Raw genomic sequence first — 18,465 nt, forward strand, 5'->3', positions numbered from 1 at the left:
CGGCCGGACCAGAGCAGCCTGCGAGGCGCCCCGGGCCGGCCGCGTCATGGGTCAGGACGCTTCCGTATCCGGGTGGAAGTTCACCGGACGGGCCGGAACCACCGTGGAGATGGCGTGCTTGTAAACCATTTGCGTAACCGTATTACGGAGCAACACGACGTACTGGTCGAACGATTCGATGTTCCCTTGAAGCTTGATGCCGTTGACCAGATAGATCGAAACAGGCACGTGCTCCTTGCGCAGCGCGTTCAGAAACGGGTCTTGTAACAATTGCCCTTTGTTGCTCATAGCAAACTCCGTATTTTTTTGCAGGTTTAACTTATATTGGGATGAAGAAAAAGAAATCCACCACCAATCGCTACACTATAGCCGATTCTCGTTCCCCCGCGCGGTTCCTGGCGGTTCGGCCAGGAGGCCTTTGCGGGGTAGCGAACGCTATTCAGCAACAGCCTAGTTTTTCTCTGTATAGGGATTCGTCGAGGAGCGAAACTCTATGCGCAATGGAGTGCCGGTGAGCGAGAAAGTTTCCCGGAAGCGATTCTCCAGATAGCGCTTGTAGGTCTCCGTCACGGCGTCGAGTGCGTTGCCGTGAATGACGATGATGGGCGGGTTCTGTCCCCCTTGGTGCGCGTAGCGCAGCTTCGGACGCACCGGGCCGCGGCGGCGCGGCTGCTGGAACTCCACAGCTTCGATGAGTGCGCGCGTGAGCTTCGGCGTCGGCAGTTTCGCCATGGCGGCGGCGTACGCGTCGTCGACCGAGCGCATCAGCGGGCCGATGCCGAACTTTTCAGTCGCCGAGATGAAGCGCATTTCCGCGAAGTCGAGGAACTTCAGCTTGCGCTGAAGGTGGTGCTTGGTGCGCTCGCGCGCGTGGTCGTCCATGCCGTCCCACTTGTTCACGCCCACCACGAGCGCGCGGCCCTGTTCCACCACGAAGCCCGCGATATGCGCGTCCTGGTCGGAGATTTCCTGCTGCGCATCGAGCAGCAGAATCACCACGTTGGCATCGGCGATCGACTGCAGCGTCTTCACCACCGAGAACTTTTCGATCGCTTCGAACACCTTGCCGCGGCGGCGTAGACCCGCCGTGTCGATCAGCGTGTACTTCTTGCCGTTGCGCTCGAAGTCCACATAGATCGAATCGCGCGTCGTGCCCGGCATGTCGAACGCGATTACGCGGTCTTCGCCGATCAGCGTGTTGACGAGCGTCGACTTGCCCACGTTCGGGCGGCCGACAATCGCGATCTTGACGCCGTGCTTCGCGGCGTCCTCTTCGCTCTCCTCGGGCTGGTCGGCGTACGCTTTTTCGAGCGCCTCGTTGATCATTTCCGTCACGCCGTCGCCGTGCGCCGCGGAAATCGCGCGCGGGTCGCCGAGACCGAGTTCGTAGAAGTCGGCGGCCACAGCGCTGTACTTCATGCCTTCGGCCTTGTTGACGACGAGGAAGATCGGCCGGCCGGTCTTGCGCAGGTAGTCGGCGATGTGCTTGTCCTGCGGCGCGAGGCCATTGCGGCCGTCGCAGATGAACACGACGATATCGGCCTCTTCCACGGCCTGGCGCGTCTGGCGCGCCATCTCGTGCAGGATGCCGTCCTTCGCGACGGGCTCGAAGCCGCCGGTATCGACCACGAGATACGGGCGATCGCCCGTGCGCCCTTCACCGTAGTGACGGTCGCGCGTGAGGCCGGGCAGGTCGGCCACCAGCGCATCGCGCGAGCGCGTGAGCCGGTTGAACAGCGTGGATTTCCCCACATTGGGGCGCCCAACGAGGGCGATTACGGGTTTCATCTGATCTTTTCTACAGTAAGGCGCAGCGCCGGAGAGTCCGGCGCGCTGCGCGGCAAGTCCCGCGCCTGCGGGGCTGCATCAGTTGCAAATTATCACGAAATTCACGAGCCGGGCCGCGGCCCAGCGCCGAAAGCGCGGCGCGGCCGGGGCGGGACGCCGCGCGAACGCCTGGGTGGCGCAACGGTGAACGGCGGGGTCGTGGACGCCGCTGTCCCAAAATGCGCATGGCCGGCTTGAGCCGGCCAGCGGGCGAGGCATCGGAACCCGGCGGCTCCAGCGCCTCTTGCGTCTGCTCGGTGCGCCGCTCGTGAGGCGCACCGCCGCAGACGACGCTTAATGCGGACGCAGACCGTACAGGTCGCCGTCCTTCGTCTGGACAACCAGCGTATTGCCAGCGAGCACCGGCGCGGCCATGATCGGGCTGCCGTCGGTCTTCACGCGCGAGACGAAGCTGCCGTCGTCGAGCGAGAGGAAATGCACGTAGCCCTGATAGTCGCCGAGCACGACCGCATGGCCCAGCAATGCGGGCACGCTCACATCGCGGCTCTTGAGCTTTTCGTTCGTCCAGGTCGGCTCGCCCGTCGACACGCTGAAGGCCCTCACGACCGACCAGTCGTCGCCGCCCACCACCGTGCTTTCATCCTGAGCGATGCCGGTCGTGCTCGAGAACGGCTTTTGCCACATCGGACGACCCGAATTGGCGTCGAAGCAACCCAGCTGACCCTGGAACGTGACTGCGCAGGTCGTCGCGCCGACCAGCGTGGGCGGACCGCTCACGTCATTGATGCGCTCGACTTCCGTCACGCCCTTCGGATACGAAACCGGCGTTTCCCAGAAAGCGTCGCCGCTTTGCAGGTTGATCGCCGCGAACGAGCCGCCCGGGAAACCGGCCAGCACCGCCTGTTCGCCCGCGAATGTCATGCCCGCCGAAACGCGCAGGTTCAGCGGCACGGCGCGGTTGCGGTAGACCCACTTCTGCTCGCCCGTCTGGCCGTTGAAGGCGACGATCTGGCCGTCGATCGTGCGCACGACCACGAGGCCGTTGCCGACGAGCGGCGGCGAGATGATTTCGCCCGGCGCCTTGGCTTGCCACGAGAGCTTGCCGTTCGCGTCGAGCACGTAGACGTCGCCCTTCAGGCCGCCGACGGCCGTGAGATTGCCGTCGCTGCCCACGCCCGCCGAGAGGTCGTCCTTAAGCTTGGTGCGCCAGACGTCCTTGCCCGATGCGGCGTCGATTTTCGCGACCGAGCCGTTTTCGCCCGCCGCATAGACGGCGTCGCCCACGGCGACCGGCGCGAACAGATAGCGCCCCGCCTTGCCGACACTCGACTTCCACACCTGCTGGACGTCCAGCGCCGGCTTGAATTCGGTCAGCGGCACCGGCACGCGGCGCACGTCTTTCGTCGATGAGCAGGCTGCGAGAGCCAGGACGGTCATCGCCAGAGCGACGGGCACAACGGTTCGTTTCAGCAGATTCATCGGTGAACGACGCATGAATGAAGTTGGTTTGAATGGTTTCGCAACGCTGCGCGCACGCCCGGCACGCTTCGCAATTTAGCCAGCGACTCAGCCGCCGAGCGCATCCAGCTTGAACTGGATCAGCTGACGCTCGGAAGCGTCGCTCTTCGGCAGGCTGTCGAGGGCCAGCTTGTAGGCCGCGCGCGCGTCGTCACGCTTGCCGGCCGCAGCCAGCAGATCGCCGCGGCCGTCGGCCACGATGCCCTTGAACGGACCCGAATCGGGTTGCGGAATCAGCGCGAGGCCCTGATCGTAGGCCTTTTCGTCGAGCAGGAGCGATGCGAGACGCAGCTTCGCGATCTGGCGGAATTCGTCGTCCTTCGCGTGGTCGGCGGCCCATTGCAGCTGCGCCTTCGCGCCAGCCGTGTCGCCCGCCATATAGAGCGCCTTGGCCACGCCGAGCGCCGTCATCTGCGCGTACGCCGTGCCGCCGAAGCGATCTTCCATGTCCGACGCCACGCGCGTGAGCATGGCCTTGTCGCTGCTGTTCGCGGCCTGCTGCACCTGGTCGTACAGCACGGCGGCTTCGGCCGCCTGGCGGCGCTGCCAGAAGTTCCAGCCGTTCCACGCTGCGAGCGCGAGCAGAACGATCAGCACGACCCACGTAGTGGCGTTACCCCACTGCCCCCACCATGCCTTGAAGCTCTCGATCGATTCCTGTTCGTCGTGGTAACTCATCGCGTAGCGATTCCTCGTTTATTCTGAAGCCTGTTTTCGAATGCGCAGCGACCTCGGCAGCCCCACCAGGGCGGCCCTGTTAATCGTCGCCGTCTTCGGCGGATGCAACCATCGCATTGATCAGATATTCGGTCAAGTCCTCAAGCGCTACCGTTCGTTGCTCGCTGCGGGCCTCCGCGGCCGTGCCGCGCAGCGCCTTCACACCGGCCTCGCCTCTCGCCACTTCGTCCTCGCCGAGTACCACGGCAAAGGCCGCGCCGCTGGCATCCGCGCGCTTCATCTGCGACTTGAAGCTCGCGCTCTGACCGTCGGCGCTGCAATGCAAGATAACGTCGAGGCCCGTATCGCGCAGACGCTCCGCCACGATGAACGCCTTCTCACGCGCGGCTTCGCCCTGGTGGACAACGTAGACATCGCAACCATCTTCTTCCGGCACGAGGTCTTCTTCCTTGAGCAGTTCGAGAATGCGCTCGATGCCCATCGCCCAGCCGCAAGCCGCCGTCGGCTTGCCGCCCAGCTGCTCGATCAGCGGATCGTAACGGCCGCCCGCCGCGACGGTGCCCTGCGCGCCGAGCTTGTCGGTCACCCACTCGAACACGGTCAGATTGTAGTAATCGAGACCACGAACGAGACGCGGGTTGATCTTGAACGGAATGTTGTTCGACTTGAGAATGCGCTGCAGCCCTTCGAAGTGCGCGAGCGAGTCTTCGCCGAGGAAGTCGATCAACTTCGGCGCCTTGTCCGCGATCTCCTGCAGCGCGGGATTCTTCGTGTCGAGCACGCGCAGCGGGTTCGTGTAAAGGCGGCGCTTGCCGTCTTCGTCGAGCAGATCGACGTGCTGCTCGAGATACTTGATGAGCTCGACGCGATGCGCCGCACGCTCTTCGGCCACGCCGAGCGAGTTGATCTCGAGCTTGATGCCGGTCAGGCCGAGATCGTCCCAGAGGCGTTGGCACATCAGGATGATTTCAGCGTCCGCATCGGGGCCCGCGAAACCGAGCGCCTCGACGCCCACCTGATGGAACTGGCGATAGCGGCCGCGCTGCGGACGCTCGTGACGGAACATCGGGCCGATGTACCACAGGCGCTTCGGACCGTCGTAGAGCATGTTGTGCTCGATCGACGCGCGCACGGCAGCCGCCGTGCCTTCCGGACGCAGCGTGAGGTTCTCGCCGTTGAGCGCGTCGGTGAAGCTGTACATCTCCTTCTCGACGATGTCGGTCACTTCGCCGATGCCGCGCGTGAAGAGTTGCGTATGTTCGACGATCGGCGTGCGGATATTTTGATAGCCGTACGAACGAAGCAGCGACTTCACCGTGGTTTCGAAGAATTCCCACAGGCCTGCCTCCTGCGGCAGGATGTCGTTCATGCCCTTCACGCCCGTGAGCTTTTCGGGCTTGCGTTTTTGTTCAGTCATTGCGTTGCGAATTGGCTTTATGCGGTTGTGCGTATCGAGCGACGAGCGGGCTACATGCGAACTACAAGCGGATCGACCGGCTTGCTCAGTTCGTCGCCTCGGCCTTGCCGTACTTGCGCGCGACGTAGTCGCTCACGATCTGCTGGAATTCTTCGGCGATGTGCTCGCCGCGCAGCGTCTTCACCTTCTCGCCGTCGATGAAAACCGGCGCCGCGGGGTTCTCGCCCGAGCCCGGCAGGCTGATGCCGATGTTCGCGTGCTTCGACTCGCCCGGACCGTTCACGATGCAGCCCATCACGGCGACGTTCATCGTCTCGACGCCAGGATACTCGTCGCGCCACAACGGCATCTGCGCACGCAGATAGCCCTGGATCTGCGAAGCCAGCTCCTGGAACAGCGTGCTGGTCGTGCGGCCGCAGCCGGGGCATGCGATGACCATCGGTGTGAACGAGCGCAGGCCCATGGTCTGCAGGATTTCCTGGCCGACCACGACTTCGCCCGTACGCGCACCGCCCGGTTCCGGCGTGAGCGAGATGCGGATGGTGTCGCCGATGCCCTGCTGGAGCAGCACGGAAAGCGCCGCCGTCGAAGCGACGATGCCCTTCGAGCCCATGCCCGCTTCCGTGAGGCCCAGGTGCAGCGCGAAATCGCAACGCTTCGCGAGTTCCTGGTAGACGGCGATCAGGTCCTGCACGCCGCTCACCTTGCACGACAGGATGATCTTGTCGCGACCGAGGCCGAGTTCGACCGCGCGTTCCGCCGAGCCGATGGCCGACTGGATGAGCGCTTCGTACATCACGCTTTGCGCTTCCCACGGCTCCTTGCGCGCGCCGTTCTCGTCCATCATGCGCGCGAGCAGATCCTGGTCGAGGCTGCCCCAGTTCACGCCGATACGCACCGGCTTGTCGTACTTGATGGCCGCTTCGATCATCTGCGCGTACTGCGTGTCGCGCTTCGCGCCCTGGCCCACGTTGCCCGGGTTGATGCGGTACTTCGACAGCGACTCTGCGCAGGCGGGATAGTCGCGCAGCAGCAGATGGCCGTTGTAATGGAAGTCGCCGACGAGCGGCACCATCACGCCCATGCGGTCGAGCTGTTCGCGGATATGCGGGACGGCCGCCGCCGCTTCCGGCGTGTTGACCGTGATACGCACGAGCTCCGAACCCGCCTGCGCGAGTTCCTTGATCTGGATCGCGGTGCCGATGGGATCCGCGGTGTCGGTGTTGGTCATCGACTGCACGCGCACCGGCGCGTCGCCGCCGATCGTCACCAGCTGTCCGCCCCAGCGCACATGCACGGCATGCGACTTGCGGCGCGGCGCGTGGCCGCCGAGAACCGGCTCGTTCGAGCAGATCTGACTGTTGCTGGTCGGGGATTGCGTTTCGCTTTGCATCGAAAAACCCATTTACGCCTCACGCGCACTAGCGCCGGCTAGCCGGCGGCGGCACTGCGTGAATTGAAAAAGCGTCGCGGCCGGCAATGAGACTTGCCAGGCCGCGACGCATGCCATGTCCTGATCAGGGCAGCACGAAGCGCGCGACATTGCCACGCGCCGACGCGTATTTCGACGTGTCGACCGGCTGGCCGTCGATGGTCATCGACTCGATGCCGGCCTTGTTGCCCACGGTGACCTTGAGCGGCTCGGTGCCGCTGATCTCACGCGCGTCGCTGCCGTGGATCATGCCTGAGAACACTTCCTTCCCATCCTTCTGGCGCACGCTGACCCAGGTGTCCTGCGTCACGCGGATCGCGAACGTCGAGGTGTCAGCGCCGTTGTCGACTGCCGCGCTCTGCGCTGCCGCTGCGGCCGGCGCGCTCGCCGCCTGAGCGCGCGCAGCGCTGGCCGCGTTGGCGACGGCCGCCGCCGGCGCAGCGCTTGCAGCCGCGGGCTTCGCGGCCTGCGGTGCCGGTGGCGTCGCTTGCGGCGCGGGTTGCGCAGCTTGAGGCGCCGGTTGCGCAGCTTGCGGTGCGCTCGCCGCAGCGCCTTGATCGGGCGCCGCGTTGGCGTTGTCGCCTGCATCGTTTGCGTCAGCCGTCCGCGGCGCTGCGGACTGATCCGCGCCCTGCGCGTCCGATGCATCCGCGCTGCCGGTTGCAACACCCTGCTGGACCGTCGGCGACGATGCGCCCGTCTGCACGCTCGCGCCGTTGGCCATCGCCTTCAGGCGCGCAAACCACGCCGACGATTCGCCGCTGTTCGTGTGCCACATGGAGATGGCAAGCACCGCGATCACGATGATCGCCACGCCCCACAACCACGAGGCGCGGCGGCGCGGAGCCCGTGCGCCGCTGCCGCCGAGCGAGAGCGAAACGCGGCCGCGCGGCAGATCGGAGCCCGCCGAAGCCGGCATCGACAGATCCGGCTGCGCGATGCCGCGCTCGCGGCGCAGCGCCTGCGTGAACGGCGCGGAATCCGTACCGAGCAGCTTCGCGTAGGCGCGCACCACGCCGAGCGCGAACGTCGTGTCCGGCAGATGGCTGATATCGCCCGCTTCGAGTTCGCGCAGCTTCGACACCGACACCTTCAGGCGCGCCGAGACGTCTTCGATCGCCCAACCCTTGGCCTCGCGCAGTTGCGCAAGACGCGCGCCGGCTGCGGCCAGCGTGTCGGGCACTGCCTGCACCGGCGAAGGTGTGGCGCCCGGCGCCGAACGACCTGCGTTGCTGTCAGTTCCGTCTGTCCCGAAAGGGTGCTGCGGCTCGCTCATCCCAAAGTCCTTGCGTCGATTCTTTTCAATACTGCAACCGGTTGGCGCGTCCCGCCCCGCCTCTACCCGATTCGCAGACCGTTTATAACAAAATGCGCGGCCAGTGTGCCGCTTCCGATCGCTTCTGCAACGTTTCTTTTACTACTGCCGACGGCCGCGCGTTTCCCCCGCACGCCGCCGTCGGCCCTCCTGATGCCGGTTCAGTGCTGAACCGGCCGTACTTCGATGACCTTGCCCGCGGCCCGGCCCGTGCGCTCAGCAAGGCGCGTGCGGTCCTTCACCTCGCCGGCGAGTTGCCCGCAGGCCGCGTCGATGTCGTCGCCGCGCGTCTTGCGCACGGTCGTGACGACGCCCGCATCCATCAGAATCTGCGCGAAGCGCTTGATCTGGTCCGATTTCGAGCGCAGCAAGCCCGACTCGGGGAACGGATTGAACGGGATCAGATTGAACTTGCACGGCACGTCACGCGTCACGGCGAGCAACTGGCGTGCGTGCTCTTCCGTGTCGTTGACGCCGTCGAGCATGCAGTACTCGAACGTGATGAAATCGCGCGGCGCGACCTCCAGATAACGCTGGCAGGCCGCCATCAACTCACGAAGCGGGTACTTGCGGTTGAGCGGCACGAGTTCGTCACGCAGCGCGTCGTTCGGTGCATGCAAGGAAACGGCGAGCGCCACGGGCAGTTCGGCCCCGAGACGATCCATCATCGGCACGACGCCCGACGTGGAAAGCGTGACGCGCCGGCGCGACAGGCCGTAGGCGTTGTCGTCGAGCATCAGGCGCATGGCGGGCACGACCGCGTCGTAGTTCAGGAGCGGCTCGCCCATACCCATCATCACGACGTTCGTGATGACGCGCTCGCCCTTGCCGTCACCGCCGGTCGCCCGGCCTCCAGCCTCGCCCAGAAGCGAGGCGCGCAGGGCGAATTCCGCCATGCGCAACTGGCCGATGATCTCGGCGGTGGTGAGATTGCGTGAAAAACCTTGCTTGCCGGTGGAGCAAAACCGGCAATTGACCGCGCATCCCGCCTGCGAGGACACGCACAGCGTGCCGCGGTTGTCTTCGGGGATGAACACGGTTTCGACCGCGTTGCCGTTGCCGACGTCCACGAGCCACTTGCGCGTGCCGTCGGAGGAAACGTTGTCGCTGATGATGCCGGGCATGCCGATGATGGCGCGCCCTTTGAGCTTCTCGCGCAGCGATTTGGCCAGATCCGTCATGCCGTCGAAGTCGGCGGCGTTGTACTGATGGATCCAGCGCTGAAGCTGTTTGGCGCGAAACGGCTTCTCGCCCAGGCTCTCGCAATAGGCGACGAGCCCTTGGGCGTCGAGATCGAGAAGGTTGACGGTGGAACTGCTCGTCATGTCGAATCCTGCCATTTCAGTGCGAGAGCGCGCTCACCGCCCGCGCTGCCCGGCTGCCTGCGCATTTGCGCGGCATCGGGAACTGGACGGTGAGCGTCATCGCCGTTCGCGACCCTATGCTACTACTGCAGTCAGCTCGCGCCGTGCTTAGCGCGAGTAGACGTTGACTTGCGGGAAGAAGAACGCGATTTCCACGGCTGCCGTTTCAGCGGCGTCCGAGCCGTGCACGGCGTTCGCGTCGATGCTGTCGGCGAAGTCGGCGCGGATCGTGCCCTTCTCAGCCTTCTTCGGATCGGTTGCGCCCATCAGATCGCGGTGCTTCAGGATAGCGTTTTCGCCTTCCAGAACCTGGATCACGACCGGACCCGAGATCATGAAATCGACGAGGTCCTTGAAGAACGGGCGCGCTGCGTGAACAGCATAGAACTTCTCAGCGTCGGCGCGCGAGAGGTGAACCATGCGGGAGGCAATGATCTTCAGGCCAGCGTTTTCGAAGCGGCTGTAGATCTGGCCGATCACGTTCTTCGCCACTGCGTCCGGCTTGATAATCGACAGGGTGCGTTCGATCGCCATAAAAACTCCAGAAAATTAAGAGGTTACAGATTCAAATGAATCCGCAATTGTAGCATGTTCCCATGTATGATTGCGATTGAACCCTCATACCCCGGCAAACCGGGGCAAATGAGCGCAAGCCGGTCACATTCACTGCGCTGCCGTACCATTCAGAAAGGCTTAAGATTGGCGGCATACGCTGTGCAAAGATAACGGAAACTGTGTGGCAACCCGTTGAAACTCTGGGTCGGCGCACTTATCTTATGGGGGAGCGGACCGCGCATCTGCGCGCCCTCACCCACGCGTCTCACGCAAGGAGAAAGCATGAACGAGTATCCCTATAACTTCGGCCGCGGCGGCAGCGTCACCTCGGCGGAGACCCGCAACCGCGTACTGCGCAACACCTACTGGCTGCTCGCGCTGTCGATGGTGCCGACGGTGCTCGGGGCGTGGGTGGGCGTCGCGACCGGCTTCTCGCTTTTCGCGGCTACCAGCCCGACCATGAGCCTGCTCGCGTTCTTCGCGATCGCCTTCGGCTTCATGTTCGCCATCGAGCGCACCAAGAACAGCTCGGTGGGCGTGTTCGTGCTGCTCGGCTTCACGTTCTTCATGGGCCTGATGCTCTCGCGCCTGCTGTCGTTCGTCCTCGGCTTTTCGAACGGCCCGCAGCTCATCATGCTCGCGTTCGGCGGCACCGGCATCATTTTCACCGCCATGGCCACCATCGCCACGGTGAGCAAGCGCGACTTCTCGGGCCTCGGCAAGTGGCTCTTCATGGGCGTGATCGTGATCCTGCTGGCCGGCGTCGCGAACATGTTCCTGCAACTGCCCGCGCTGATGCTCACGGTTTCGGTGCTCGCCATCGCGATCTTCTCCGCCTATATGCTGTTCGACGTACAGCGCGTCGTGAACGGCGGCGAGACGAACTACATCTCGGCCACGCTCGCGATCTATCTGGACCTCTACAACGTGTTCACGAACCTGCTCGCCATCCTCGGCATCTTCGGCGGCAACCGTAACTAAAGCGCAACTAGCTCCGACGCGGCCGGATCGAAAGATTCCGGCCGCAGAAAGCAAAAGCCCATGAGTTTCGTCATGGGCTTTTTTTCGTCTATGCGTTCTGGCTGCCTCTCGGGCGCGGAATTCAGAGCGCGATCCAGTCGAAACCCTCGGCTTGCGAAGCGACCCCGATTTGAGTCGCGGCATTTCCCAGAACCGCGGCCATCGCCGCACGCGCAAGCTCCGGTGTGTTGTTTTGCTGGCTCAGGTGCGCAGCGATCAAATGGCGCAGCTTCGCGCGGTCGAGCCCCGCGAGGATGCCGCCAGCCGCCTCGTTGTTCAGGTGACCATGCGACCCACCGATACGCGCCTTGAGCGAAGCCGGATAGCGGCTCGTCGCGAGCATTTCGAGGTCGTGGTTGCATTCGAGCACCAGTGCGTCACAACCGCTCAGCACATTGCCGATATGCGAGGTCGACTCGCCGACGTCGGTCAGCACGCCAAGCCGGCTCGCGCCGTCGCTGAACACGAACTGCAGCGGCTCGCGCGCGTCGTGCGGCACCGTGTAGGGCAACACGCCGAGTTCGCCGATCTCGACCGTCTCGTCGCCCCACAACACGTTGAGTTCGATGCCTGCGGCGTCGTCGGCGCCCACGGCCTGCGCCGTGCCCCAACTCATGTAGAGCGGAATCGACCAGCGGCGCGCCAGCGTGAGCGCGCTGCCGATGTGATCGCTGTGTTCGTGGGTGATGAGAATCGCGGTAAGCGAGTCGGCGGCGAGGCCCGCGCGGGCGAGGCGCCGTTCGACTTCTTTCGCTGAGAATCCGCAGTCGAGCAGCACGCGCGTGGGCGTCGTGCCGCTGCCTGCTTCTACGACCAGTGCGTTGCCCTCGCTGCCGCTGCCGAGGCTCGCAAATCGCATCTCAGCGCACGTCAGTTCAGCTGCGCGTGGAGCGCGGAGACGATACGCTGGGCGTCCGACGAGGTGTCGATACGGCCGGTCTGATCGACCACGGCGACCTGGGTCGAATTACCCGACGAGCGTACGGCCACGCGGTATTCCGGCCCCTGATCCTTCGTGACCTTCTTCGGGTTGTAGAAAAGCTTGCCGAGCAGGCCGTCGCCCTTGAGCTCCTGCATCGAATCGGCGTAGCGCACGTAGTAGAGGCCCTTCTCGCGGTCGCGGTTGTCGACCGTGAAGTTCGTGCGGTCGAGCGCGAGGCCCACGCGCAGCCATGCGGTGTCGAACGCTTCGGGCAGATCGAGCGTCGTGCCGTCAGGACCGGCGGCGATCTTGACGCCAGCCGTCGACGGGCGCGCGTCGGTCAGCAGTTGCTTGGACTGCGCGTCGGTCAGGCCGAACTTCTGCATGATCTTGGCGAGGAAAGCGGCTTCGAGCGCCGGGTCGCGCGGACGCTCGACCCATTTCGACCCCGTCTTGTCCTGCCCCGTCAGCACTTCTTCCATCGCGTTATGCGTGACGGAAATGTCCGTTTGACCGTCCGGGCCACGCGAAACCAGCACGCGGAAGCGGTCGCGCGTGCCCGACGAGTACGCGAAGTCGATCACGCGGCCGATCGTACGGCGGAACCAGTCGTCCGGAATGTTGGCGCGGTTCTCGGCCCAGTCGGTCGTCATGATGCCCGTGGACGGCGAATCGGTCGTCAGCGTGAAGCCATTTTCCGTCCAGAATTCCTGCAGCTGCGGCCAGACGTCGTCAGGCGAGCGGCCGTCCACCACGAGCCAGCGGCGGTCGCCGTCGCGCTCCACGTGCATACCGAACGGGTCCTGCGCATCCGGCACGCCGAGCGTGGCGTTGCCGGCCGGCATGACCGTGCGCTGAGCTGAGCCGCCCAGCGTGATCGTGGGCGGCGGCGCGACGTACTTCTGGTCGTTTGGCGCCGACGACAGATCCTGCGGCACATTCAGCGGCGGCGCGGTCGGCGTGTCCTTGTAGTTGACGCGATCGGACGCGAACATGTCGTTCAGCGACTCGCAGCCTGCGAGCGAGCCGAGGGCAAGCGCCAGCACCGCCATGCGGGTTGCGTGGAGGGAAAAAGCGGAACGTTTCATGTGGGCCTTCGTGATACGGGAACGCTAAGCCTTGCTCTGCGAGACGGTGGGTCCGAGGTCGGTCCGAGGTCTTTCAGTGATTGGGCGGCTGGGCCGTGGCGGCGTCGGTTGATAAATCGGCGGCTGGCTGACCGGATCAGCCAGCCAGACCGGCTTCGCGCAGCGCGGCACGCACCACGTCGTGGTAGCGCGCGTCGAGCGGCGTGAGCGGCAGTCGGATGCCGCCTTCGATGCGGCCGAGTTCCTGCAGCGCCCACTTCACCGGAATCGGATTCGATTCGATGAACAGGTTCTTGTGAAGCGACAACAACTTCATATGGATCTCACGCGCCGTTTTCGCGTCGCCGGCGAGCGCAGCCTTGCACAGGTCGCTCATCTGGCGCGGCGCAACGTTCGCGGTCACCGAAATATTGCCGTGGCCGCCAAGCAGCATCAGCGCGATCGCCGTGGGATCGTCGCCGCTGAAGATCTTGAAGCCTTTCGGCGCATGCTTGATGAGGTGCGCGGCGCGGTCGATGTTACCCGTCGCTTCCTTCACCGCGATGATGCCCGGCACTTCGGCCAGACGCAGGATGGTTTCGCTCGCCATGTCCGCGACCGTACGGCCCGGCACGTTGTAGAGGATGACCGGCAGGTCCACGTCCCCCGCGATTTTCGCGAAGTGGCGGTACATGCCTTCCTGGGTCGGCTTGTTGTAATAGGGCACGACCTGGAGCGACGCCTGTGCGCCCACTTCCTTCGCGTGCTTCGTGAGTTCGACGGCCTCGGCGGTGGAATTGCCGCCGGCGCCCGCGATGATCGGCATCCGGCCGGCGGCGTGCTCGACCGCCGTCTTGATCATCAGGATGTGTTCTTCGACGTCCAGCGTGGCGGACTCCCCGCTCGTACCGACGACCACGAGGGCATCCGTCCCCTCTTCCACATGCCAGTCGATCAGTTTGCGGAATGCCGGCAGGTCGAGACTGCCATCCTCGTGCATGGGGGTGACGATCGCGGGAATGCTGCCTTGCAGCGTAATGCCGTCCTGAGTGCCGTTAGCCATGAAACGCCAGAAAAATGAGTCGGTTAAACCGCGATTGTAGCGGATTAGCCGGTCAGATCGTAACGCGTTACGGGTAGGCCCTGGTTCTCAGGTACATTACCAGCGCTTTCGGGGGACACTGAGGTCGTTTTTTCCCGTACCGCGCAGATGCGCTGAACATACGCTTCACGCGGCTGCGAAAGAAATCCGTCCTGATAGGCGACTACCCGCAGCGCAGGCGTACAGACGGCCAATAACTCGCCGGGAGCGAGCAGGAAAGCGGGGTTCGATGGCTTTCCCACCGTCGCGTTGCCCTGAGCGAAGGTTTCGTAGATCAGGATGCCGCCCGGCGCCAGTGCCTCGATGAGACGGGGCATGAGCGGGCGATGCAGGTAGTTCGTGACGACCACGGCGGCAAAGCGGGCGTCCGGCGCGAGCGGCCATGGCGCGCCTTCGAGGTCGCACTCTAGCGTCGCGACGCCGGCTACGTCCTGCAACGTGGCAAGCGCGGCGGCGTCGCGATCGAGCGCCGTCACCGGGTGGCCCTGACCAGCCAGCCAGCGCGTGTGCCGCCCGGCGCCGGAGGCGACGTCGAGCACCGTGCCACCGGGCGCGATGAGGTGCGCCCAGCGGCGCACCCAGCGCGAGGGCTCGGAGAGCCCGTGGGCCGGCGCACCGGCGGCAGGCGTCGACGTCATCGGCTCGATCAGCTGTACGAGAGGCCCATGGCCTCACGCACGTCGCGCATCGTCTCGTTGGCAAACTTGCGCGCCTTGTCGCAGCCGTCCGCGACGATTGCACGCAGCAGCGACGGATCGTCCATGTACTTCTGCGCTCGCTCGAGCATGGGCTGCTGCTCGCGCAGGATGCCCTCGATCACGGGCTGCTTGCACTCCAGACAACCGATGCCGGCCGAACGGCAGCCCTTCTGCACCCAGTCGTGCGTCTGCTCGTCCGTGTAGACCTGGTGGAGCTGCCACACCGGGCACTTGTCCGGATCGCCCGGATCGGTGCGGCGCACGCGCGCGGGGTCGGTCGGCATGGTGCGGACCTTCTTCGTGATCGACTCGGCGTCTTCGCGCAGGCCAATGGTGTTGCCGTACGACTTCGACATCTTCTGGCCGTCGAGACCCGGCATGCGCGAGGCTTCCGTGAGCAGCACCTGCGGCTCCGGCAGGATGATCTTGCGCGAGCCTTCGAGGTAGCCAAAAAGACGCTCGCGATCGCTCATCGAGAGGCTTTGCGACTCCGAGAGCATCGCGCGGGCCTGTTCGAGCGCCTCTTCATTGCCTTCCTGCTGATAGGCGTTGCGCAGCTCGTGGTAGAGCTTCGAGCGCTTGCCGCCCAGCTTCTTCGCCGCATCGTTGGCCTTCTCTTCGAAGCCCGGTTCGCGGCCGTACATGTAGTTGAAGCGGCGCGCCATTTCTCGCGCCATCTCGACGTGCGGCACCTGGTCCTCGCCCACCGGCACGAGCGACGCGCGGTACAGCAGGATGTCGGCCGCCATCAGCACCGGGTAGCCGAGGAAGCCATAAGTACCGAGGTCTTTGTCGCGCAGCTTCTCGATCTGTTCCTTGTAGGTCGGCACGCGTTCGAGCCACGACAGCGGCGTGCTCATGCCGAGCAGCAGCGAGAGCTCGGCGTGCTCGGGCACACGGCTCTGGATGAAAAGCGTGGCCTGGTTCGGGTCGATGCCCGAGGCGAGCCAGTCGATCAGCACGTCCCAGACGTTCTTCTCGATGACATCCGGCGTCTCATAGTGCGTGGTGAGCGCATGCCAGTCGACCACGCAGAAGAAGCACGGATACTCGGACTGCAGGCGCACCCAGTTTTTCAGCACGCCGTGATAGTGGCCGAGGTGCAGCGACCCGGTGGGCCGCATGCCGGAAAAGATACGGTCTGGGAACATGATGTTATGAAAAGAGCGACACAAGAGGGGTAAGGATGGCCGTGACCGCGTCGTAACCTAGACTTACGAGCGGGCGCAGCCAGAATCGCGTGAAGATGCCACTCACGAGCAACCCCATCACGATGATGAAACCATAGGGCTCGATACGGGCGAGCGCAATGCTCGCGCGCGTGGGCAGGAGCGCCCCGAGCACGCGGCCGCCGTCGAGCGGCGGCAGCGGAAAGAGGTTCAGCACGCCGAGCACGAGATTCACGCCCACGCCGGCGGCGGCCATGCGCGTGAAGAACGGCTCGTTCACGCCGAGCACCGCGAGTCCCACGCCGAACACGCCCCATACGATGGCCTGCACGAAGTTGCACAGCGGCCCGGCCGCCGCGACCCACAGCGTGCCCCAGCGCGGATTGCGCAGATTGCTGAAGGCGATCGGGACCGGCTTCGCGTAACCGAATACGAACGCGCCGTTGGTCAGGAAATAGAGCACGAGCGGCATGGCGATCGTGCCGATCGGGTCGATGTGGCGCATCGGGTTGAACGAAACGCGGCCGAGCACATACGCGGTGTTGTCGCCGAGCATGCGCGCGACGTAACCGTGCGCGGCCTCGTGCAGCGTGATCGCGAAGATCACGGGCAAGGCGTAGACGACGATCGTCTGAATCAGATTGGCTTCCATGGCGGGCTATTGTATCAATGCGTCAATGCGCTCAGGCCACGGTCATGCCGCGCTCATCCGCGCCTGTCTCATCACGCCTCTTCTTCTTCGATGCCGAACGGCGCCAGCGAACCCCGGCCCGGGCGCACGAGCACCGGTTCCTCGCCCGTGAGATCGATCACGGTGGAGGGCTCGCACGGGCACGCCCCGCCGTCGATCACGAGATCGAGCTGTTTCTCGAGACGCTCCCGAATCTCCTCGGGGTCGTTGAGCGGTTCGGTGTCGGGCGGCAGGATCAGCGTGGTGGCAAGCAGCGGCTCGCCCAGTTCTTCGAGGATCGCGAGCGGAATCGGATGACCGGGCACGCGCAGGCCGATCGTCTTGCGCGACGGATGCGAAAGGCGCCGGGGCACTTCCTTCGTCGCCACCAGCACGAACACATACGGCCCCGGCGTCACCGACTTGATGAGCCGGTATTGGCGGTTGTCGACCATGGCGAAGTTCGCGAGTTCGGACAGGTCCCGCACCATCAGCGAGAGCAGCGCCTTTTCGTCGAGCCCGCGGATGCGGCGCAGGCGCTCGGCGGCGTGCTTGTCGTCGATGCGGGCGGCGAGCGCGTAGCTCGAATCGGTCGGCAATGCGATCACACCGCCGTCACGGATGATCTCCACCGCCTGCTTGACGAGACGCGGCTGCGGGTTTTCCGGGTGAAGCCGAAAGAACTGGGACATGGCAGTAATCAGCTGACGAATGCAATGAAAACAGCGGGCGATGAAAACAGCGGGACGGTGCGCGAAAACGGCGGACGACTGCACGTAGTACCACAAAGCGACGACAAGGCGGGATTGACCGGCGCGAAACGCCTTGCGGCAAATGGGCGGAGTCAGTGGGCCGCGCGCCGTGCGCGGCCTACAGCCATCGCTCCCAGACAGGCTTGAGACCGGAAGGTAAAGGCGGCAGCGTGCCCGGCTTGATCGCGTCGGGCCCGGGCGCATGGAAGTCCGAGCCGCGCGACGCCTCGAAGCCAAAGCGCCTCGCAACGGCCGCGTACTCGGCGTACTGGTCGGGCGTATGGCTGCCGGTAACGACTTCGATGGCCTTGCCGCCCAGATCGATGAATTCGCCGAAGAGCGTGTCGAATTCGAGTTGGGTGTAAGCGTAGCGGCCCGGATGCGCGATGATCGCCTCGCCGCCCGCCGCCTTGATCCACGCTACGGCGTCGGCGAGCCTGGCCCAGCGGTGCGCGATGTAACCGGGCTTGCCTTCGCCGAGCCAGCGCGAAAACGCGTCCTGGGTGTTCTGCGCCCGGCCGCTTTCGACGAGAAATCGCGCGAAGTGAGTCCGCGAGACCAGGTCGGGATTCGAGACGTACTGGAACGCGCCTTCGTACGCGTCGGGAATGCCGAGTTCGCCGAGCCGCTCGCCAATGGCTTCGGCGCGTGCCGCGCGGCCGTCACGCGTGCGCGCGAGGCCGTCGACGAGCGCGGCGCACTCCGGATCCACATGCAAGCCGACGACGTGCACCGTGCGCGACGCCCAGGTGACCGAAATCTCGACGCCGCTCAGATAGCGCATGCCGAGCGCCTCGGCCGCTTCGCGCGCTTCGCGCTGGCCGCCGAGCACGTCGTGATCGGTGAGCGCCCACAAGCCCACGCCACCCGCTTTCGCCAGCTGCGCGACGGCGGCTGGGGCCAGTTGCCCGTCGGAGACAGTGGAGTGACAGTGGAGATCGGCGTTCATTGGATGCGGGAAAAGGATGAACGTCCATTTTACTGCAACGCAGTGAAGT

General features: G+C 64.9%; 18 protein-coding genes. 1 reads left to right on the top strand and 17 read right to left on the bottom strand.

Annotation, left to right across the window (positions count from 1 at the left end; all coding sequences use genetic code 11):
* Positions 1 to 51 precede the first annotated feature (51 nt).
* The 9 genes from hfq to ndk all read right to left on the bottom strand — a co-directional run bounded on the left by hfq (position 52) and on the right by ndk (position 10,046).
* On the bottom strand, positions 52 to 288 hold the full coding sequence (hfq, locus tag ACOJB8_RS31720; RefSeq protein ID WP_027793540.1) for an RNA chaperone Hfq: 237 nt from the start codon (positions 286 to 288) through the stop codon (positions 52 to 54).
* 162 nt (positions 289 to 450) lie between these two features.
* Positions 451 to 1,788, bottom strand: coding sequence for a ribosome biogenesis GTPase Der (gene der, locus ACOJB8_RS31725; RefSeq protein WP_324160615.1), 1,338 nt, complete (start codon positions 1,786 to 1,788; stop codon positions 451 to 453).
* A gap of 333 nt (positions 1,789 to 2,121) precedes the next feature.
* Positions 2,122 to 3,267, bottom strand: a complete 1,146-nt coding sequence (gene bamB / locus ACOJB8_RS31730) for an outer membrane protein assembly factor BamB (protein ID WP_475016119.1) — start codon at positions 3,265 to 3,267, stop codon at positions 2,122 to 2,124.
* Between the two features lie 87 nt (positions 3,268 to 3,354).
* Positions 3,355 to 3,984 (bottom strand): YfgM family protein, encoded by a 630-nt coding sequence (locus ACOJB8_RS31735; RefSeq protein ID WP_342925031.1) that lies wholly within the window; start codon positions 3,982 to 3,984, stop codon positions 3,355 to 3,357.
* Positions 3,985 to 4,063: 79 nt separating this feature from the next.
* Positions 4,064 to 5,401, bottom strand: a complete 1,338-nt coding sequence (gene hisS / locus ACOJB8_RS31740; protein ID WP_475016121.1) for a histidine--tRNA ligase — start codon at positions 5,399 to 5,401, stop codon at positions 4,064 to 4,066.
* 85 nt (positions 5,402 to 5,486) lie between these two features.
* Complete coding sequence (ispG, locus tag ACOJB8_RS31745) at positions 5,487 to 6,794, bottom strand: flavodoxin-dependent (E)-4-hydroxy-3-methylbut-2-enyl-diphosphate synthase (protein WP_176732906.1); 1,308 nt, start codon at positions 6,792 to 6,794, stop codon at positions 5,487 to 5,489.
* 124 nt (positions 6,795 to 6,918) lie between these two features.
* Positions 6,919 to 8,109, bottom strand: coding sequence for a RodZ domain-containing protein (locus tag ACOJB8_RS31750; RefSeq protein ID WP_475016123.1), 1,191 nt, complete (start codon positions 8,107 to 8,109; stop codon positions 6,919 to 6,921).
* A gap of 200 nt (positions 8,110 to 8,309) precedes the next feature.
* Positions 8,310 to 9,473, bottom strand: coding sequence for a dual-specificity RNA methyltransferase RlmN (rlmN, locus tag ACOJB8_RS31755; RefSeq protein ID WP_069265734.1), 1,164 nt, complete (start codon positions 9,471 to 9,473; stop codon positions 8,310 to 8,312).
* A 147-nt stretch (positions 9,474 to 9,620) separates the two neighbouring features.
* On the bottom strand, positions 9,621 to 10,046 hold the full coding sequence (ndk, locus tag ACOJB8_RS31760) for a nucleoside-diphosphate kinase (protein ID WP_069265550.1): 426 nt from the start codon (positions 10,044 to 10,046) through the stop codon (positions 9,621 to 9,623).
* Between the two features lie 303 nt (positions 10,047 to 10,349).
* Between ndk and ACOJB8_RS31765 the strand changes: the two genes are divergently transcribed.
* Positions 10,350 to 11,048, top strand: a complete 699-nt coding sequence (locus ACOJB8_RS31765) for a Bax inhibitor-1/YccA family protein (protein ID WP_475016125.1) — start codon at positions 10,350 to 10,352, stop codon at positions 11,046 to 11,048.
* Between the two features lie 121 nt (positions 11,049 to 11,169).
* Here the strand turns inward: ACOJB8_RS31765 and ACOJB8_RS31770 are convergent, their stop codons facing one another.
* The 8 genes from ACOJB8_RS31770 to ACOJB8_RS31805 all read right to left on the bottom strand — a co-directional run bounded on the left by ACOJB8_RS31770 (position 11,170) and on the right by ACOJB8_RS31805 (position 18,416).
* The gene (locus ACOJB8_RS31770; RefSeq protein ID WP_069265549.1) at positions 11,170 to 11,946 is read right to left on the bottom strand and encodes an MBL fold metallo-hydrolase; all 777 of its coding nucleotides are present in this window, start codon (positions 11,944 to 11,946) and stop codon (positions 11,170 to 11,172) included.
* An 11-nt stretch (positions 11,947 to 11,957) separates the two neighbouring features.
* Positions 11,958 to 13,097, bottom strand: a complete 1,140-nt coding sequence (bamC, locus tag ACOJB8_RS31775; protein WP_475016127.1) for an outer membrane protein assembly factor BamC — start codon at positions 13,095 to 13,097, stop codon at positions 11,958 to 11,960.
* A gap of 136 nt (positions 13,098 to 13,233) precedes the next feature.
* Positions 13,234 to 14,139, bottom strand: coding sequence for a 4-hydroxy-tetrahydrodipicolinate synthase (gene dapA, locus ACOJB8_RS31780; RefSeq protein ID WP_368728406.1), 906 nt, complete (start codon positions 14,137 to 14,139; stop codon positions 13,234 to 13,236).
* A gap of 44 nt (positions 14,140 to 14,183) precedes the next feature.
* Positions 14,184 to 14,816, bottom strand: a complete 633-nt coding sequence (locus ACOJB8_RS31785; protein WP_368728405.1) for a class I SAM-dependent methyltransferase — start codon at positions 14,814 to 14,816, stop codon at positions 14,184 to 14,186.
* A gap of 8 nt (positions 14,817 to 14,824) precedes the next feature.
* The gene (locus ACOJB8_RS31790) at positions 14,825 to 16,027 is read right to left on the bottom strand and encodes a tryptophan--tRNA ligase (protein WP_069265546.1); all 1,203 of its coding nucleotides are present in this window, start codon (positions 16,025 to 16,027) and stop codon (positions 14,825 to 14,827) included.
* 4 nt (positions 16,028 to 16,031) lie between these two features.
* Positions 16,032 to 16,697, bottom strand: coding sequence for a site-2 protease family protein (locus tag ACOJB8_RS31795; protein WP_069265545.1), 666 nt, complete (start codon positions 16,695 to 16,697; stop codon positions 16,032 to 16,034).
* Between the two features lie 71 nt (positions 16,698 to 16,768).
* On the bottom strand, positions 16,769 to 17,407 hold the full coding sequence (locus ACOJB8_RS31800) for an L-threonylcarbamoyladenylate synthase (RefSeq protein ID WP_254315176.1): 639 nt from the start codon (positions 17,405 to 17,407) through the stop codon (positions 16,769 to 16,771).
* A 178-nt stretch (positions 17,408 to 17,585) separates the two neighbouring features.
* Positions 17,586 to 18,416 carry a 3',5'-nucleoside bisphosphate phosphatase gene (locus ACOJB8_RS31805; RefSeq protein ID WP_342945880.1) on the bottom strand — a complete coding sequence of 277 codons (831 nt, stop codon included), beginning with the start codon at positions 18,414 to 18,416 and terminating at the stop codon, positions 17,586 to 17,588.
* Between the last annotated feature and the right edge of the window lie 49 nt (positions 18,417 to 18,465).

This window comes from Paraburkholderia sp. BR10141, from assembly GCF_056155635.1.

Coding starts and splice junctions, on each gene's coding strand:
- hfq (WP_027793540.1), bottom strand. CDS start 288: ATGAGCAACAAAGGGCAATTGTTACAAGACCCGTTTCTGAACGCGCTG.
- der (WP_324160615.1), bottom strand. CDS start 1,788: ATGAAACCCGTAATCGCCCTCGTTGGGCGCCCCAATGTGGGGAAATCC.
- bamB (WP_475016119.1), bottom strand. CDS start 3,267: ATGAATCTGCTGAAACGAACCGTTGTGCCCGTCGCTCTGGCGATGACC.
- ACOJB8_RS31735 (WP_342925031.1), bottom strand. CDS start 3,984: ATGAGTTACCACGACGAACAGGAATCGATCGAGAGCTTCAAGGCATGG.
- hisS (WP_475016121.1), bottom strand. CDS start 5,401: ATGACTGAACAAAAACGCAAGCCCGAAAAGCTCACGGGCGTGAAGGGC.
- ispG (WP_176732906.1), bottom strand. CDS start 6,794: ATGCAAAGCGAAACGCAATCCCCGACCAGCAACAGTCAGATCTGCTCG.
- ACOJB8_RS31750 (WP_475016123.1), bottom strand. CDS start 8,109: ATGAGCGAGCCGCAGCACCCTTTCGGGACAGACGGAACTGACAGCAAC.
- rlmN (WP_069265734.1), bottom strand. CDS start 9,473: ATGACGAGCAGTTCCACCGTCAACCTTCTCGATCTCGACGCCCAAGGG.
- ndk (WP_069265550.1), bottom strand. CDS start 10,046: ATGGCGATCGAACGCACCCTGTCGATTATCAAGCCGGACGCAGTGGCG.
- ACOJB8_RS31765 (WP_475016125.1), top strand. CDS start 10,350: ATGAACGAGTATCCCTATAACTTCGGCCGCGGCGGCAGCGTCACCTCG.
- ACOJB8_RS31770 (WP_069265549.1), bottom strand. CDS start 11,946: ATGCGATTTGCGAGCCTCGGCAGCGGCAGCGAGGGCAACGCACTGGTC.
- bamC (WP_475016127.1), bottom strand. CDS start 13,097: ATGAAACGTTCCGCTTTTTCCCTCCACGCAACCCGCATGGCGGTGCTG.
- dapA (WP_368728406.1), bottom strand. CDS start 14,139: ATGGCTAACGGCACTCAGGACGGCATTACGCTGCAAGGCAGCATTCCC.
- ACOJB8_RS31785 (WP_368728405.1), bottom strand. CDS start 14,816: ATGACGTCGACGCCTGCCGCCGGTGCGCCGGCCCACGGGCTCTCCGAG.
- ACOJB8_RS31790 (WP_069265546.1), bottom strand. CDS start 16,027: ATGTTCCCAGACCGTATCTTTTCCGGCATGCGGCCCACCGGGTCGCTG.
- ACOJB8_RS31795 (WP_069265545.1), bottom strand. CDS start 16,697: ATGGAAGCCAATCTGATTCAGACGATCGTCGTCTACGCCTTGCCCGTG.
- ACOJB8_RS31800 (WP_254315176.1), bottom strand. CDS start 17,407: ATGTCCCAGTTCTTTCGGCTTCACCCGGAAAACCCGCAGCCGCGTCTC.
- ACOJB8_RS31805 (WP_342945880.1), bottom strand. CDS start 18,416: ATGAACGCCGATCTCCACTGTCACTCCACTGTCTCCGACGGGCAACTG.